Origin of the sequence: Nocardioides thalensis (assembly GCF_013410655.1) — a bacterium.
GTDB lineage: Bacteria > Actinomycetota > Actinomycetes > Propionibacteriales > Nocardioidaceae > Nocardioides > Nocardioides thalensis.
On the sequence record NZ_JACCFP010000001.1, the window covers coordinates 515,924 to 531,268 of the forward strand.

15 protein-coding genes are annotated in these 15,345 nt (G+C 71.6%); 14 read left to right on the top strand and 1 reads right to left on the bottom strand.

Features of this window, described 5'->3' with window-relative positions; translation table 11 throughout:
• The first annotated feature begins 127 nt into the window (after positions 1 to 127).
• The 5 genes from HNR19_RS02490 (at position 128) to HNR19_RS02510 (ending at position 5,888) form a co-directional block, all read left to right on the top strand.
• Positions 128 to 937 (top strand): alpha/beta fold hydrolase, encoded by an 810-nt coding sequence (locus HNR19_RS02490; protein WP_179666400.1) that lies wholly within the window; start codon positions 128 to 130, stop codon positions 935 to 937.
• Between the two features lie 9 nt (positions 938 to 946).
• Positions 947 to 2,458, top strand: a complete 1,512-nt coding sequence (locus tag HNR19_RS02495; RefSeq protein ID WP_179666401.1) for a flavin-containing monooxygenase — start codon at positions 947 to 949, stop codon at positions 2,456 to 2,458.
• Between the two features lie 70 nt (positions 2,459 to 2,528).
• Positions 2,529 to 3,245 (top strand): TetR/AcrR family transcriptional regulator, encoded by a 717-nt coding sequence (locus HNR19_RS02500; RefSeq protein ID WP_179666402.1) that lies wholly within the window; start codon positions 2,529 to 2,531, stop codon positions 3,243 to 3,245.
• 91 nt (positions 3,246 to 3,336) lie between these two features.
• A complete protein-coding gene (locus HNR19_RS02505; protein WP_179666403.1) occupies positions 3,337 to 4,302 on the top strand; it encodes an AurF N-oxygenase family protein in 966 nt (321 codons plus the stop codon).
• Positions 4,303 to 4,331: 29 nt separating this feature from the next.
• Positions 4,332 to 5,888 carry an FAD-dependent oxidoreductase gene (locus HNR19_RS02510; RefSeq protein ID WP_179666404.1) on the top strand — a complete coding sequence of 519 codons (1,557 nt, stop codon included), beginning with the start codon at positions 4,332 to 4,334 and terminating at the stop codon, positions 5,886 to 5,888.
• Here the strand turns inward: HNR19_RS02510 and HNR19_RS02515 are convergent.
• Positions 5,842 to 6,468: a DUF305 domain-containing protein gene (locus HNR19_RS02515; protein ID WP_179666405.1), complete on the bottom strand. Its 627-nt coding sequence runs from the start codon at positions 6,466 to 6,468 to the stop codon at positions 5,842 to 5,844. The genes HNR19_RS02510 and HNR19_RS02515 overlap by 47 nt on opposite strands.
• 70 nt (positions 6,469 to 6,538) lie before the next feature.
• Here HNR19_RS02515 and HNR19_RS02520 point away from each other — a divergent pair, with 70 nt between their 5' ends.
• From HNR19_RS02520 to HNR19_RS02560, 9 genes are all read left to right on the top strand, one after another.
• Positions 6,539 to 7,192, top strand: a complete 654-nt coding sequence (locus tag HNR19_RS02520; protein ID WP_246303464.1) for a DUF4396 domain-containing protein — start codon at positions 6,539 to 6,541, stop codon at positions 7,190 to 7,192.
• A gap of 32 nt (positions 7,193 to 7,224) precedes the next feature.
• Complete coding sequence (locus HNR19_RS02525) at positions 7,225 to 8,496, top strand: Bcr/CflA family efflux MFS transporter (protein WP_179666406.1); 1,272 nt, start codon at positions 7,225 to 7,227, stop codon at positions 8,494 to 8,496.
• Between the two features lie 74 nt (positions 8,497 to 8,570).
• Positions 8,571 to 9,602 (top strand): ABC transporter substrate-binding protein, encoded by a 1,032-nt coding sequence (locus HNR19_RS02530; protein WP_179666407.1) that lies wholly within the window; start codon positions 8,571 to 8,573, stop codon positions 9,600 to 9,602.
• A 38-nt stretch (positions 9,603 to 9,640) separates the two neighbouring features.
• On the top strand, positions 9,641 to 10,483 hold the full coding sequence (locus HNR19_RS02535; RefSeq protein ID WP_179666408.1) for an ABC transporter ATP-binding protein: 843 nt from the start codon (positions 9,641 to 9,643) through the stop codon (positions 10,481 to 10,483).
• Complete coding sequence (locus HNR19_RS02540) at positions 10,476 to 11,318, top strand: ABC transporter permease (RefSeq protein WP_179666409.1); 843 nt, start codon at positions 10,476 to 10,478, stop codon at positions 11,316 to 11,318. Before HNR19_RS02535 ends, HNR19_RS02540 begins: the two co-directional genes overlap by 8 nt.
• Before the next feature lie 18 nt (positions 11,319 to 11,336).
• Positions 11,337 to 12,707: an LLM class flavin-dependent oxidoreductase gene (locus tag HNR19_RS02545; RefSeq protein WP_179666410.1), complete on the top strand. Its 1,371-nt coding sequence runs from the start codon at positions 11,337 to 11,339 to the stop codon at positions 12,705 to 12,707.
• An 11-nt stretch (positions 12,708 to 12,718) separates the two neighbouring features.
• Entirely contained in the window at positions 12,719 to 14,065 is a 1,347-nt protein-coding gene (locus HNR19_RS02550; protein ID WP_179666411.1) for an LLM class flavin-dependent oxidoreductase, read from the top strand.
• On the top strand, positions 14,049 to 14,573 hold the full coding sequence (locus HNR19_RS02555) for an NADPH-dependent FMN reductase (RefSeq protein WP_179666412.1): 525 nt from the start codon (positions 14,049 to 14,051) through the stop codon (positions 14,571 to 14,573). Before HNR19_RS02550 ends, HNR19_RS02555 begins: the two co-directional genes overlap by 17 nt.
• Complete coding sequence (locus tag HNR19_RS02560; protein WP_179666413.1) at positions 14,570 to 15,085, top strand: flavin reductase family protein; 516 nt, start codon at positions 14,570 to 14,572, stop codon at positions 15,083 to 15,085. Before HNR19_RS02555 ends, HNR19_RS02560 begins: the two co-directional genes overlap by 4 nt.
• Positions 15,086 to 15,345: the final 260 nt, after the last annotated feature.

A 15,345-nucleotide genomic window follows, 5' to 3' on the forward strand; every position in this document is an offset into this window, starting at 1 on the left:
ATCCACCGCTGAACACGCTGGTCGGGGTATTTACAAGTTGCCATCGGTTGTCCAGAGTGGCCGCGTTACCTGTACAGAGTGTGCAGCTAACTGCGGGCAGCGTCGCTCGCGCGATCTGGAGGTCGGCATGCTGGCTCACGAACGGTTCGGCTCGGGCGAGACTCTCGTGCTGGTGCACGGCATCGGGCACCGCCGGCAGGCCTGGTACCCCGTCGCCGAGCAGCTGGCCGAGCATCGCGAGGTGGTCCTGTTCGACCTGCCGGGGCATGGCGAGTCGCCCGCGCTCGTGACCAACGGCCGACCGATCAAGGAGGTGCTCCAGGAGCAGTTGATCGAGTTCTTCGGAGAGCTCGGCATCGACCGGCCGCACATCGCCGGCAACTCGCTCGGAGGCCGGATCGCCCTGGAGGCCGCGGCGGACGGGCTGGTCAGCAGTGCGACCGCGCTGGCCCCTGCCGGGTTCTGGCGCGACGACCGCGACTTCGCCTACATCCGCGCCCACTTCGCCGTACTCATGACGGCCGCGCGCGTGACCGCTCCGTTCGCCCCGTCGCTCGCGACGTCGGCCGTCGCACGCCGCGCGATGCTCGCGTCGATCATGCGGTACGGCGACCGCCTCGAGGCGGAGCGCGTGCTCGGTGACCTCGGCAGCATGGTCGCCGCGCGCAAGGCGTTGCGCACCATCATCCGGAGCGGCTTCCCGTTCGACGCCGAGATCGCCGCCGACGTGCCCGTCACGATCGCGTGGGGCACCAAGGACCGCGTCCTGCTGCCCTACCAGGCCGCCCGCGCCCGCCAGCAGCTGCCGCACGCCGAGCACGTCTGGCTGCCGGGCAGCGGCCACGTCCCGATGTCCGACGACGTCGACCGGGTCGTCGACGTGCTGTTGCGCGGCTCGAGCCACGGCCTGCGCGCGTCCGTCGCCGACGTCGCCTGAGGAAGCCCGATGACCGACACCTGCGACTTCGACGTCCTCATCATCGGCGCCGGCATCTCCGGCATCGGGACCGCGTGCCACCTCGTCCGCGAAGGCACCGGTAAGTCGTTCGCGATCCTGGAGCGCCGCGACGCGGTCGGCGGCACGTGGGACCTCTTCCGTTACCCCGGGATCCGGTCCGACTCCGACATGCTCACGTTCGGCTTCGGCTTCCGCCCGTGGATCGGCACCAAGGTGCTGGCCGACGGCCCCAGCATCAAGCAGTACGTCGCCGAGACCGCCGACGCGCACGACGTCACCCGCCACATCCGCTTCGGCCACCGCGTCACCCGCGCCTCCTGGTCGACGGAGGACGCGCGCTGGACGGTCGAGGCCGTCGTCGCCGGCCGGCCGGTGAGGTACACGAGCCGGTTCGTCGTCGGAGCGACCGGCTACTACGACTACGACGACGGCCACCGTCCGGAGTTCCCCGGTGAGGACCGGTTCGCCGGCCGGATCGTGCATCCGCAGCACTGGCCGGAGGACCTCGACCACACCGGCAAGGACGTCGTGGTCATCGGCAGCGGTGCCACCGCGATCACGCTGGTGCCCGCGATGGCGCCCGACGCCGCCAGCGTCACGATGCTGCAGCGCTCCCCGAGCTATGTGATGCCCGTGCCGTCCGAGGACCCGCTGGCGTCACCGCTGTCGCGGGTGCTCCCCGCCTCGGCCGCCTACCTCAGCGGCCGGCTCCGCAACATCGTGCTCCAGCAGGCGATCTACAAGCTGTGCCGCGCCCAGCCGGCCCTCGCCCGCAAGGTGCTGCTGGCGGCGGTGCGCGCGCAGGTGGGGCCCAACGTGGACATGCGGCACTTCACGCCGTCGTACGACCCGTGGGACGAGCGGCTCTGCGTCGTCCCCAACGGCGACCTGTTCCGCGCGCTGCGCCGCGGCGAGGCGTCGATCCTCACCGACCACATCGAGACGTTCACGCCCGACGGCATCCGCACCCGCTCCGGCGAGGAGCTCCGTGCCGACATCGTCGTCGCGGCCACCGGCCTGAAGATCCAGCTGATGGGCGGCGCCGTCCTCGAGGTCGACGGCGAGGTCGTCGACACCCGGGAGCGGCTGCTCCACAAGGGCGTGATGATGGAGGGCGTGCCGAACGCGACGTTCGTCATCGGCTACACCAACGCATCCTGGACGCTCAAGGCCGACCTCGCCAGCACCTACCTGTGCCGCCTGGTCAAGCACATGGACAAGCGTGGTCACCGGACCGTGGTCCCGGTCGCCGGCCCGGCGGAGCACAGCGATGTCTCGGTGATGGGCGACTCCATGCGATCGGGCTACATCCAGCGCGGCGACGCCGTCATGCCGCGCCAGGGCCGGTCCGGGCCGTGGCGGATCCGCAACGACTACCTCCGCGACAGCATCACGCTGCGACGGGGGCGGATCGACGACGAGGGTCTCGTCTTCGACGCCGCGGTCCCCGTGCCGGCGCTCGGCCACGGTCCCAGCAGGGTGCGCGACCGTGTCGGCTGACATCGGCACCGTGCCCCGCGCCCTCGCGGGCGCGGTCTCCGCCGGCGCCCGCGCGACTAGAGTGCGGCCCATGCCGCAGCTGCCGCGCGTCCCCCGGGTCGACGGCCGTCAGCTGCGCTGGGAGAGCCACAACGCCGAGCGGCGGGAGCTGGTGCTCAATGCCGCCGTCGAGCTGATCGAGCAGCAGCCGCCCGGCGCCGAGATCCACGTGCAGCAGATCGCCGAGCAGGCCGGCCTGGTTCGCACGGTCGTCTACCGGCTGTTCAACGGCCGCGCCGAGCTCAACCGCGCCGTCCAGCGCCACGTGGTCGCCCAGATCCGCGAGGTCCTCGGCGCGCACCTCCGGCTGGAGGGGAGCGCGGAGTCGATCATCGGCAGCATCGTCGGCGCGTACGTCGAGTGGGTGGCCGCCCACCCGAGCCTCCACGAGATGTCCGAGCGCGAGCTCGGCGACGGCGAGCCCGGCGAGCTCGAGCGGGCGATCGACGACCTGGGCACCGAGCTGGCCACCCTCGTGCAGACCGGCGCGACCCTGCTCGGCAGCCCGCTCGACGACGAGCACCTCGCCGTCCTGGACCTGCTCGTCGTCGGGCTCATCGGCCAGGTCCGCGGCAGTGTCAAGCAGTGGATCAGGATGCCCGACCGCACCGTCAGCGCGGCCGAGCTCACGGCGACCCTCAGCCGGTGGGTCTGGTTCCAGATCGACGGCGAGGCCAGGGAGCTCGGTGTCGTCATCGACCCGACCGTCCCCGTCGAGCAGCTGACCGGGACCACCTCGGCGCCCTAGCGCACCCCGCCCCGGCGGCGCGCCCACGCACGACCGAATACCTTGCACACGCTGTACAGATAACCAAACCGCAACCGCACCAGGAGGAGCCATGACCGCCTCGCCCGCGCAGCGCTACGAGGACATCGTGGAGACCCTGTCCGAGGGTTCCGCGAACCGCAGCTTCGACGCCTTCCGGGACATCCCGTGGGACGACCCCGACTTCGCGATCGACCTCACGGACCCACGCTGGTCGCTGCCCGCCGTCGACGCCCTCGGGGCGCACCCGTGGTACCAGGAGCAGTCCGAGGAGCGCCGGATCGCGATCGGGCTCTGGCGCCAGGCCAACGTCTGCAAGGTCGGCCTCCAGTTCGAGAACATCTTGATCCGCGGCATCATGCAGTACGTCTTCACCGTGCCCAACGGGTCGCCCGAGTTCCGCTACCTCACCCACGAGGCGACGGAGGAGACCCACCACACCCAGATGTTCCAAGAGTTCGTCAATCGCGCGGGCGTGGAGGTGCCGGGGATGCGGCGGGTGATCCGGGTGGCGAGCCCGATCATCCCCTGGGTGGCCTCGATCTTCCCCGAGTGGTTCTTCACGATGGTGCTCGCCGGCGAGGAGCCGATCGACCACATCCAGAAGGCGATCCTTCGCTCCAGCGACGACCTGCACCCGCTGCTCGAGCGGATCATGCAGATCCACGTCGCCGAGGAGGCCCGCCACATCTCCTTCGCTCACGAGTACCTGCTCGAGCGCGTCCCCGAGCTGGGCCCGGTCCGCAAGGGCCTGCTCTCGGTGCTCTACCCGCTGACGATGCGGATCGCCTGCGACCTGATCGTGGTGCCCGGCAAGGAGATCACGACCGAGGTCGGCGTCCCGAGGTCGGTCGTGAAGGAGGTGTTCTGGCGCAGCGACCAGGGCCGCCGGATGCTGCGCGACCTGTTCGGCGACGTCCGGGCGCTCGCCGAGGACACCGGCCTGATGAACCCCGTCTCCCGGCGCGTGTGGAAGCTGCTCGGCATCGCCGGCCAGCCCTCGCGCTACCGCAGCGAACCGGCGCGCGAAGCCGCCTGACCGCCGTACCCCGAAGGAAGAGTGAGCCCGTGACGTACGTCGTCACCCAGTCCTGTTGCAGCGACGCCTCGTGCGTCACCGCCTGCCCGGTCAACTGCATCCACCCGGCGCCCGGCGAGCCCGGCTTCGCCGAGGCCGAGATGCTGTACGTCGACCCGGCGACCTGCATGGACTGCGGCGCCTGCACCACGGCCTGCCCGGTGGGGGCGGTCGTGCCGCACACCGCGCTCACCGACGACCAGCTGCCGTTCCTCGAGCTGAACGCCTCGTATTACCGCGAGCACCCCCACGCCGACCGCCGGCCGCTCGCGCCGGTCGAGGTGCTGCCCGTGCTGGGGGAGCGGCGACCGGTCCGGGTCGCGGTCGTCGGGGCCGGGCCGGCGGGGCTGTTCACGGCCGACGAGCTGCTGCGCCAGCCGACCGTCGAGGTCGACGTGCTCGACCGGCTCCCCACGCCGTACGGCCTCGTGCGGGCCGGGGTCGCACCCGACCACGCCCGCACCAAGGACGTCACCCGGCTGTTCGCACGCATCGAGGACCAGCCCGGCTTCCGCTACCTGCTCGGGGTGGAGGTCGGCACCGACGTCACCCACGAGCAGCTGCGCTCGGCGTACGACGCCGTCGTCTACGCGACCGGCTCCGGCACCGGCCGGACCCTCGACGTGCCCGGCAGCGGGCTCGTCCAGTCGGTCACCGCGACCGACGTCGTCGCCTGGTACAACGGCCACCCCGACCACCTCGGGCCGCCGCTCGCGCTCGACACCGAGCGCGTCGTCGTGGTTGGCAACGGCAACGTCGCCCTCGACGTCGCCCGGGTACTCACCGCCGATCCCGACGTCCTGGCGGGCACCGACATCGCCGACCACGCGCTCGCCGCGCTGCGCGGTAGCGCCGTGCGCGAGGTGGTGGTCCTCGGGCGCCGCGGCCCCGAGCACGCCGCGTTCACGCTGCCCGAGCTGATCGGGCTCCGCGGGCTTGACGGGGTCGACGTCGTGGTCGATGGGCCCGTCACCGTGACCAGCGAGAAGACCAGGGTCCTCGCCGAGCTCGCGGCGCGGCCGCCGCGCGGCCACCGTCGTCGCATCGTGCTCCGGTTCGGCACGACCCCCGTCGAGGTGCTCGGCGACGCGCGCGTCGACGGCATCCGGGTGGAGCGCGCGGGGGAGTGCGAGGACATGGTGGCAGGCGCGGTGGTCGCGGCGATCGGCTACCGCGCGCGACCGGTCGCCGGGCTGCCGTTCGACGAGGTCGCGGGGCGGGTCCCCAGCGACGGCGGCCGGGTCGAGCCGGGCGTCTACGTCGCGGGCTGGGTCAAGCGCGGCCCGCGCGGCTTCATCGGCACCAACCGCTCCTGCGCGGAGGAGACCGCGGCGCGCGTCTTCGAGGACATCGACGCCGGCCGCCTCGCGCCGCCGGTCGCACCTCGTCCGACCGCCCCGGTCGACCTCGCCGGGTGGCGCGCCATCGACGCCCGCGAGCGGGAGGCCGGAGCGCCGTACCGACGGCCGCGGGTCAAGCTGACCGACCGCACCGCGCTCCTCAGCGCAGCCGCTCCATCTGCTCGATCTCGGCGGTCTGCGTCGTGACGATGCGGTCGGCCAGCTCGACCGCCGGGCGGTACTGACCGGCGTCCTGCTCGGTCTCGGCCATCTCGACGGCACCCTCGTGGTGCTCGACCATCATCGTGAGCCACAGGTCCTGGAACTCCGCGTCGGTCGCGTCCTGGAGCGCGGTCATGTCCTCCGCGCTCATCATCCCGGGCATGTCGGTGTCCATGCCCTCCATGGCCTCGCCGATGTCGCCGTGGTGGCCCATGTTGACGTGGTCGCGCATGGTCTCGGGGATGTCCTCGCCCCACTCCTGGAGCCAGTCGACCATGGTCTCGATCTCGGGTCCCTGGGCGGCCCGGATGGCCTCCGCGAGCCGCTGCACCTTCGGGTCCAGGTCGCGCTCCGCGGCGAGGTCGACCATCGACATCGCCTGCGCGTGGTGCTGGATCATCGCCGTCGCGAACTCGACGTCGGCGTCGTTGTGCGCGGTCGACGACAGCGCGGGTCGGTCGTCCGCCGGGTCGTCGCCGCCGCAGGCCGACAGGGTGGGCACGAGCAGCAGGACCGCCGCGAGAGCAGCGGCCAGGCGGGGGATCCGGTGCGAGTCCGAGGTCATGGGACAACTCTAGGAAGAAGTTCTCGCCGCCTCTTGGAATATACCCCTGGGGGGTATATGTTCCGGTGTCATGGACCACGCAACCCACCACCACGGTCACGACCCCCACGGCAACGTCAACGCGATGGCGCTGAGCGCGACCCTGCACTGCCTCACCGGCTGCGCCATCGGTGAGATCCTCGGCCTGATGATCGGCACCGCGGTCGGCCTCAGTGCCGGCTGGACGATCGCGCTGGCGGTCGGGCTCGCGTTCCTGTTCGGCTACACCCTCTCGATGCTCCCGCTGGTCAAGGCCGGCCTGGGCGTCGGCGCGGCCCTGGCGCTGGTGTTCGCGGCCGACACGCTCTCGATCGCGACGATGGAGCTGGTCGACAACGCGGTGATGGCGGTCATCCCGGGTGCGATGGACGCGGGCCTGGTCAACGTCGTGTTCTGGGTCGGCATGATGATCGCGCTGACGGCGGCGTTCCTGGCGGCGTACCCCGTCAACCGCTACCTGCTCCAGCGCGGCAAGGGCCACGCCCTGACCCACGCGCATCACGGCAGCGAGGCCGAGCCGCAGGGGGCGCGTCGCTTCATCCCGAGCTTCGGCGCGGGTGCGCTGGTCGCGGTGATCATCGCCTTCATGGTCGGCGGCCTCGTCGTCTCCGCGGCCTCCGAGCTCGACGAGCCGGAGCGTGAGAAGAGCGGGCACGCCGAAACGACGCACGCTGCGCGGAACTGAAACAAGCGAGGGTCGCCGCGGCTTCTCCGGCCGTGGCGACCCTCGACGCCGGGCAGCTCCCCGGCCCTGACACCGTCCTTCCCGACCCCGCGCCGCACGCGGAACGGCCGCTCCGGCTCCGCCTGCTCCTGCTGCTGGCGTTCATCGCGGCGCTCTCGCCGCTGGCGGTCGACCTCTACCTCGCGAGCTTCCCGGAGATCCAGGACGGGCTGGGCACGACCCCGGCCATGGTGCAGCTGACACTGACCGCCTATCTCGTCGGGGTGTCCGTCGGGCAGCCGATCTGGGGCCCGATCTCCGACCGGTTCGGGCGCCGCGCGCCGCTGCTGGTCAGCAACTCGATCACGGTGGTGTCCTCGTTCGCGGTCGTGCTCGCGCCGACGATCGAGGTGTTGATCGTCGCCCGGTTCGTGCAGGCGCTGTCCGCGTCGTCGGGCATGGTGATCGCCCGGGCGATGGTCGCCGACCTCGCCCAGGGGTACGCCGGGGTCCGCGCGCTGGCGCTGATGATGACGATCCACGGCCTCACGCCGGTGATCGCGCCGGCGCTCGGGGGAGCGCTCGCGACGTTCGTGCCGTGGCGCGGCGTGCTGGCGGTGCTGACGCTCATCGCCGCCCTCCAGCTGGCCGCCGCGATCTTCCTCGTGCCCGAGACGCTTCCGCCCGTACGGCGCACCGTGCGCGTCGACTACCGCGACCTGCTGCGCGTGCTGGCGCGGCCGGCGTACGTCACCTACGCCACGACGCTCGGGCTCGGCGTCGCCTCGGTGATGGCCTACATCGCGAGCAGCTCGTTCGTCTACCAGGACGTGCTGGGCTTCTCGCCGCTCGCCTACGGGCTGAGCTTCGCGGTCAACGCGCTCGGCATGACCGCCGCCGGCCTCCTGTCGGCGCGCCTGGCCCGCGCCCGCCGCCACCCGGCGCGGACCGTGGCGGTGGCGCTGCCGGGCAGCGTCGTCAGCTGTCTCCTGGTGGTGCTGGCAGCCCAGTCGCCGTGGCCGGTGCTGCTGGTCGTGCCGGTGTTCGCCAACGGGTTCTTCGCCAACCTGGTGATGGGCAACTGCATGGGCCTGGCGATGGAACAGGTGCGGGACCTGCCGGGCGCGGGCTCGGCGCTGCTGGGGCTCTTCATGTTCGGCGTCAGCGCCGCCGCGACCCCGGTGGCCGGCCTGCTGGGCGGGGTCGACTCGGCGGTGCCGATGGCGCTCGTGATGCTGACGCTCGCCGTGCTGGCGGCCGCGGTCTTCGCCCTCGGGCGGCGCTGGGTGGCGCGCAACCCCGCCAGCGAGGCGGTGTTCGCGTGAGCAACGCCACCCCCTTCGGATCACGGCGATCCGAACCTTTCCGGAGTAACTCTAGTGACCTTAATGTCTTTCGCATGACCCACGAACGTGTCGGCCTGCGCCGACTTGCTGCCATCGCCGCCGTCCTCGTCGCCGTCGTCGCCGGTCTCACCGCCTGCGGAGCCGCCGTGGGCGGCGGCAACGACGGCGAGGAAGAGACCACCATCCGCTACCAGAGCTATGCGGGAGCCATCGACCCGTTCCTGCTCGCCGACGCCCTCGGCGAGTTCGAGGGGCTGACCCTCGAGCGGGTCGGCGACATCACGGGCGGGCCGCAGGCCCTCCAGGCGCTGGTGTCCAACCAGACCGACATCGGCGGCTCCGCGTTCTACGGCGCGATCGCGCAGCTGGTGTCGACGGGTGCGCCGATCAAGGCCGTCGTCCCGTCCTACGGCTCGAACGCCGACAGCAACCAGAAGCTGGTCGTGCTGGAGGACTCCGGGATCAGCTCGGCCGCGGACCTGGTCGGGAAGAAGATCGCCGTCAACACCCTCGGTGCCAACGCCGAGGCCGTGCTCGACACCTGGTTCGACCAGGAGGGCCTCAGCGAGGAGGAGCAGGACCAGGTCACCCTGGTGCCGCTGCCGCCGCTCAACACCCCCGAGGCTCTGGAGAAGGGGCAGGTCGACGCGGCCGTCGTGGGCTTCCTCAGCTACCAGACGATGAAGTCCCAGTTCGGCGTGACCGAGCTGGTCAACGACGTCGACGTCGTGGGCGCGCCGTACATCGGCGGCGCGTACACCATGCGCACCGAGTTCATCGAGCAGAACCCGAACACCAGCCAGCAGGTGGTCGAGGGTGTCGCCACCGCGATCGAGTTCATCGAGACCCACGAGAAGCAGGAGATCTTCGACGTCTACTTCCCCTACCTCGAGGAGGAGGGGTACGCCGACTACATCCCTGCGATCGAGGCGAACTTCCCCGGCACGACGGGTCTGCCCGCCGACGCGGTGATCGCGGACGAGGACATCGAGCGCTGGGTCGACTGGCTCGAGTCCCGGGGCGAGATGCAGGGCGAGCTGGACGTGTCCGACGTCTACACCAACGAGTTCAACCCGAACGCCTGACCCGACCGGCCAGACAGGCCCTGAGCAGGGAGCGACACATGAGTTCACGAATCGAGCTGAGCCACGTCGGGCAGACCTTCTGGGTCCGCGGTGACGACGACAAGCAGCTGCGCGAGTTCGTCGCGCTCGACGACCTCAACCTCGAGGTCGGCGCCGGGGAGTTCCTGACCCTGGTCGGCCCGTCGGGGTGCGGCAAGTCCACCGTCCTGGACCTGATCGCGGGGCTCGCCAAGCCCAGCTCGGGCCGGCTGACCATCGACGGCCGCCCGATCACCGGACCGGGCCTCGACCGCAGCGTGGTGTTCCAGCAGTACACGCTGCTGCCCTGGCGCACCGCGGCCGCCAACATCGAGTTCGCGCTCGAGGCCGCCAGCAAGCGGGGCGGCGGGATGAGCAAGAAGGAGCGGGCCGAGCGGGCGCGCACCTACCTGGACCTGGTGGGGCTCTCCGAGTTCGCCAACCGCTACCCGCACGAGCTCTCCGGCGGCATGAAGCAACGAGTCGCGATCGCCCGCAGCCTGTCCTACGAGCCGCAGGTGTTGCTCATGGACGAGCCGTTCGGCGCGCTCGACGCCCAGACCCGCGAGCGACTCCAGGAGGAGCTCGTCGGGATCTGGAAGCGGGCCGGCACCACCGCCATCTTCATCACCCACGACATCGACGAGGCCGTCTTCCTCGGCCAGCGGGTCGCGGTGATGAGCTCGCGACCGGGCCGGATCAAGGAGGTCATCGGCATCGACCTCGACCGCGACGCGGCCAGCGACACCGACATCCGCGCGACGCGGGAGTTCGCGGAGTACCGCCACCGCATCTGGGCCCTGCTGCGGGAGCAGCACGCGGCCGCCGTACCGACGGACACGAAGGAGCTCACGCATGTCTAGCCTCCTCGCGGAGAAGACCGAGGCCCGGCCCAACCCGCGGCAGGAGGAGGTCGCCAAGGCCAAGGCCGCCTCGCCCGGCAAGCAGCGGGTGGTCACCCTGGCCCGCGGCCTCGCCGGTTTCATCACGCTCGCCCTGATCTGGGAGCTCGCGCCGCGGTTCGAGATCCTCGACCCCTACTTCATCCCGCCGCTGAGCACGGTGCTCGAGGCGTGGTGGGACATGGCGGCGAGCGGTGAGCTGGTCGAGCACGTCCGCGCCAGCCTGGTCCGGTCGGCCGTCGGGTTCGGCCTGGCGATCGCCATCGCGATCCCGCTCGGCGCGTCGATCGCGTGGTACCGCCCGGTGCGCGAGTTCTTCCAGCCGGTGCTGGAGATCTTCCGCAACACCGCCGCCCTCGCGATCCTCCCGGTGTTCGTGCTGATCCTCGGCATCGGCGAGACCTCGAAGATCGCGATCGTCACCTACGCCTGCTTCTTCCCGATCCTCCTGTCGACCATCACCGGGGTCGCCACGGTGGACCCGCAGCTGTTGCGATCGGCGAGGGTGCTCGGGCTCTCGCCGGTCACGACCTTCCGCAAGGTCGTCTTCCCGGCCGCCATCCCGACGATCTTCACCGGCGTCCGGATCTCCGGCGCCGCGGCGATCCTCGTGCTCATCGCGGCCGAGATGATCGGCGCCACCGCGGGCCTGGGCTTCCTCATCAACTACGCGCAGTTCAACTTCCTCATCCCCAAGATGTACGCCGCGATCATCACGACCTCGGCCATCGGCCTCGGCGTCAACTACGGCCTCGTGGCGCTCGAGCGGCGGTTCTCCCGCTGGCGCCCCGCCTGATCCCAGGAGCAGATCGACATGACGAATCCCCGACAGCCCCATCAGCCCCGGCAGCTCAGCCTCAACGCGTTCCTGCACGACACCGGTCACCACGAGGCCTCGTGGCGGCACCCGGAGTCGTCCGCCGAACGGGCCCACGACATCGAGTTCTACGTCGAGCAGGCCCAGAAGGCCGAGGCCGCCAAGCTCGACGGCGTCTTCTTCGCCGACATTCCCGGCCTGTGGGCCGCCACGCCGTACCGCCCGACCGCGCACCTGGAGCCGATCACCCGGCTCTCCGCGATGGCGGCCAGGACCGAGAAGATCGGCCTGATCGCGACCGCGTCGACCACCTTCCACGAGCCCTACAACCTCGCCCGGCTGTTCTCCTCCCTCGACATCATCTCGGGGGGCCGGGCCGGCTGGAACATCGTCACCACGCAGTCCGAGGCGGTGGCGCGCAACTTCAGCCTGGCGACGATGCCGGACCCGGCGGAGCGTTACGCACGCGCGCAGGAGTTCATCGACGTCGTCACGAAGCTGTGGGACTCGTGGGAGGACGACGCGGTCCTCGCCGACCGTGACTCGGGTCGCTACTTCGACCCGGACAAGGTGCACGCGATCAACCACGTCGGCCGGTTCTTCCAGGTCGAGGGGGCGCTCGCGGCGCCCCGCTCGCCGCAGGGGCGCCCGGTCTACGTGCAGGCGGGCTCCTCCAACGAGGGCCGTGCCTTCGCGGCGCGCAACGCCGAGGCGATCTTCACCGCGCACCAGACGCTCGGCGACGCGCAGGCGTTCTACGACGACATCAAGTCCCGGGCCGCGAGGTTCGGGCGCGACCCCGGCCACGTCAAGATCCTTCCCGGCATCAGCCCGTTCCTCGGCGACACCGAGCAGGAGGCGAAGGAGCTCCAGCAGTACTTCAACGAGCTCACCGTGCCGGCCTACGGCATCGGCCAGCTCGAGAGCCTCGCGGGCATCTCGCTCGGGCACCTCGAGCTCGACGAGCGGGTGCCGGTCGAGCTGTTCGCGGGATCCGGCGACGTGCTCGACAACAACCGCAGCCGCCTCCAGGTGGTCGCCAACATCGTCGAGCGCGACCGGCCCACGCTGCGCCAGCTGCTGCACCGCCTCGCCGGCGGGCGCGGGCACAACGTTGTCGCCGGTACGCCGCTCCAGGTCGCCGACATCATCACCGAGTGGTTCGAGAACGGCGCCGCCGACGGGTTCAACGTGATGCCGCCGCTGTACCCGCAGCTGCTCGACGCGTTCACCGCGGGCGTCGTACCGATCCTCCAGGAGCGCGGCCTGTTCCGCACCGAGTACGCCGGCAGCACCCTGCGCGACCACTACGGCCTGCCCCGTCCCGACAGCCTCTACGCCGCCACCGCCGCGGCGACGACCGCCTGAGGAGAGAACCCATGACCCGAGAGCTCCACCTCAACGCCTTCCTGATGGAGGCCGGCCACCACGAGGCGGCCTGGCGGCTGCCGGAGTCGATCCCCGGAGCGGGCATCGACGTCCAGCACTACATCGCGCTGGCCCAGATCGCCGAGGCTGCGAAGTTCGACTCGATCTTCTTCGCCGACGGGTCCGTCGCGCAGGGCACCGGGGAGTTCCGGGTCCCCGGGCAGATCGAGCCGCTGACGCTGCTGACCGCGGTGGCCGGGGCGACGAGCCGGATCGGCCTGATCGCGACGGCGTCCACGACCTACAACGACCCCTACGGCCTGGCGCGCCGGTTCGCGAGCGTGGACCACGCCTCCAACGGCCGCGCGGGCTGGAACATCGTCACCTCCGCCACCAGCGAGGAGGCGGTGAACTTCTCGCTGGAGGAGCGGCCGCTCCAGGCGACCCGCTACGAGCGCGCCGACGAGTTCCTCCAGGTCGCCCTCAAGCTGTGGGACTCGTGGGGCGACGACCACTTCGTCGGCGACAAGGCCGGCGCACGCTGGGGCGATCCCTCACGACTGCGCCGGATCGACCACCGGGGCAAGCACTTCCAGGTGGCCGGGCCGCTGAACGTCCCGCGACCGGTGCAGGGCTACCCCCTGCTGGTCCAGGCCGGGGCGTCGGAGCAGGGCAAGGCGTTCGCCGCGCGGTACGCCGAGGCGATCTTCGTGGCGCACCAGACCCTCGAGCAGGGCCAGGCGTTCTACGCGGACATGAAGGCGCGTGCGGCCGCCGAGGGGCGCGACCCCGCCCACGTGCTGGTCCTGCCCGGCATCGTCCCGATCATCGGCTCGACCGAGGCCGAGGCCACCGCCAAGGCCCGCGAGCTCGACGACCTGCGGATCCCGGAGTACGGCCTGCGGCAGCTGGCGACGATCCTCGAGGTGGACGAGGGCGACCTCGAGCTCGACGCCCCGCTGCCGCGGGCCGTGGTCGAGCAGACCCGGCGGGAGGGCTTCGACTCCCGCTCCCGCCTGGTCATCGACCTCGCGGAGCGGGAGGGCCTGACGGTCCGCCAGCTGCTCGGCCGGCTGGGGGGCGGCCGTGGCCACAACGTCGTGATCGGCACGCCCGAGCAGGTCGCCGACACGATCGAAGCCTGGTTCACCCAGGGCGCTGCCGACGGGTTCAACGTCATGGGCGCGGCGCTGCCCTCCGGGCTCGTCACGTTCGTCGAGACCGTCGTACCCCTGCTGCGCGAGCGCGGCCTGTTCCGCAGCGAGTACGCCGGCACCACCCTGCGCGAGCACTACGGCCTCCCGCGCCCGGCCAACCAGTTCGAGGCGGAAGGAGCGCAGGTTGTCCAGCCCGCATGAGCCCCTCGGAGGCACCGTCGCGGTCGTGGTCGGCAACCCGAAGCCGGCGTCACGCACGCTGGCGGCCGCGACGTACGTCGCCCGCGAGCTCGCCGGTCGGGAGCCGGACGTCGTCGTGGATCTAGCGACCCTGGGGCCCGCACTCCTCGACTGGGCTGCGCCCGACGTCGCCGAGCTCGTCGCGCAGGTCGGCAAGGCGGACCTGGTCGTGGCCGCCTCGCCGACCTACAAGGGCGCCTACACGGGTCTGCTGAAGCTGTTCCTCGACCGCTTCGACGGCGGCTCTGGTCTCACCGGCCTCGCCGTGCCACTGCTCCTTGGCGGGTCGCCCGCCCACGCCCTCGCGCCCGAGCTCACGCTCCGCCCGGTGCTGACCGAGCTCGGCGCCACCGTGCCGGGGCGCGCGCTCTACGTCATCGACAAGCAGCACGACGACCCCGCCGCCTACACGGCCTGGCTCGACGCGACCCGTCCGGTCGTGCGCGCCGTGCTGGGAGGAGCCGCATGACGATCACGTTCCCGACCAACCAGGACCTCGACCCGGTGCGGCTGCGCCAGGCGTTCGGCACGTTCCCGACCGGCGTGGTCGCGGTGGCCGCCGAGGTCGACGGCCAACGCATCGGCCTCGCCGCCAGCAGCTTCACCAGTGTCAGCCTCGATCCGCCCCTGGTCTCGATCAACCTCGCCACGACCTCCAAGACGTGGCCCGACCTGCGGCGCGCCGAGCGGCTCGGCCTCACCGTGCTGGCCGCCCACCACGGCCCCCTGTGCCGCCAGCTCGCCGGCCCCGTCGACCAGCGCTTCGACGGCGTCGACCTCACGATCACGCCCGAGGGCGCGATCCTCGTCGACGACGGCCTCGCCCGCTTCGCCACGACCATCTACCGCGAGGTCGAGGCCGGCGACCACGTCCTCGTCCTCCTCGAGCTCCACGCCGTCGACCACGTCGACTCCCACGAGCCCCTGGTCTTCCACCGCAGCGGCTTCGGCCGCCTCACCGCCGACCTCCCCGTCGGCTGACACCCCGCCCGGACCACGGCGCGCGGCCAACCCCCGCCCCGACGACGGCGAGCGGCGCAACCCCCGGAACGGACCGGCGGCGGAGGGACGGCTTCCCGGCGATTTCGCGACGACGCGCCGGCGCCCCGACCACCGCGGCGCCGTACCACCGAGCGCCGTAGCGCGGCGGAGCGAGCAAGCCGGGAAGCCGCCCCTCCAGAGCCGGTCCGTTGCGGGGGATGAGCAGGCGAAGTCCCATACCCGCCCGAAAACTCAGTTCT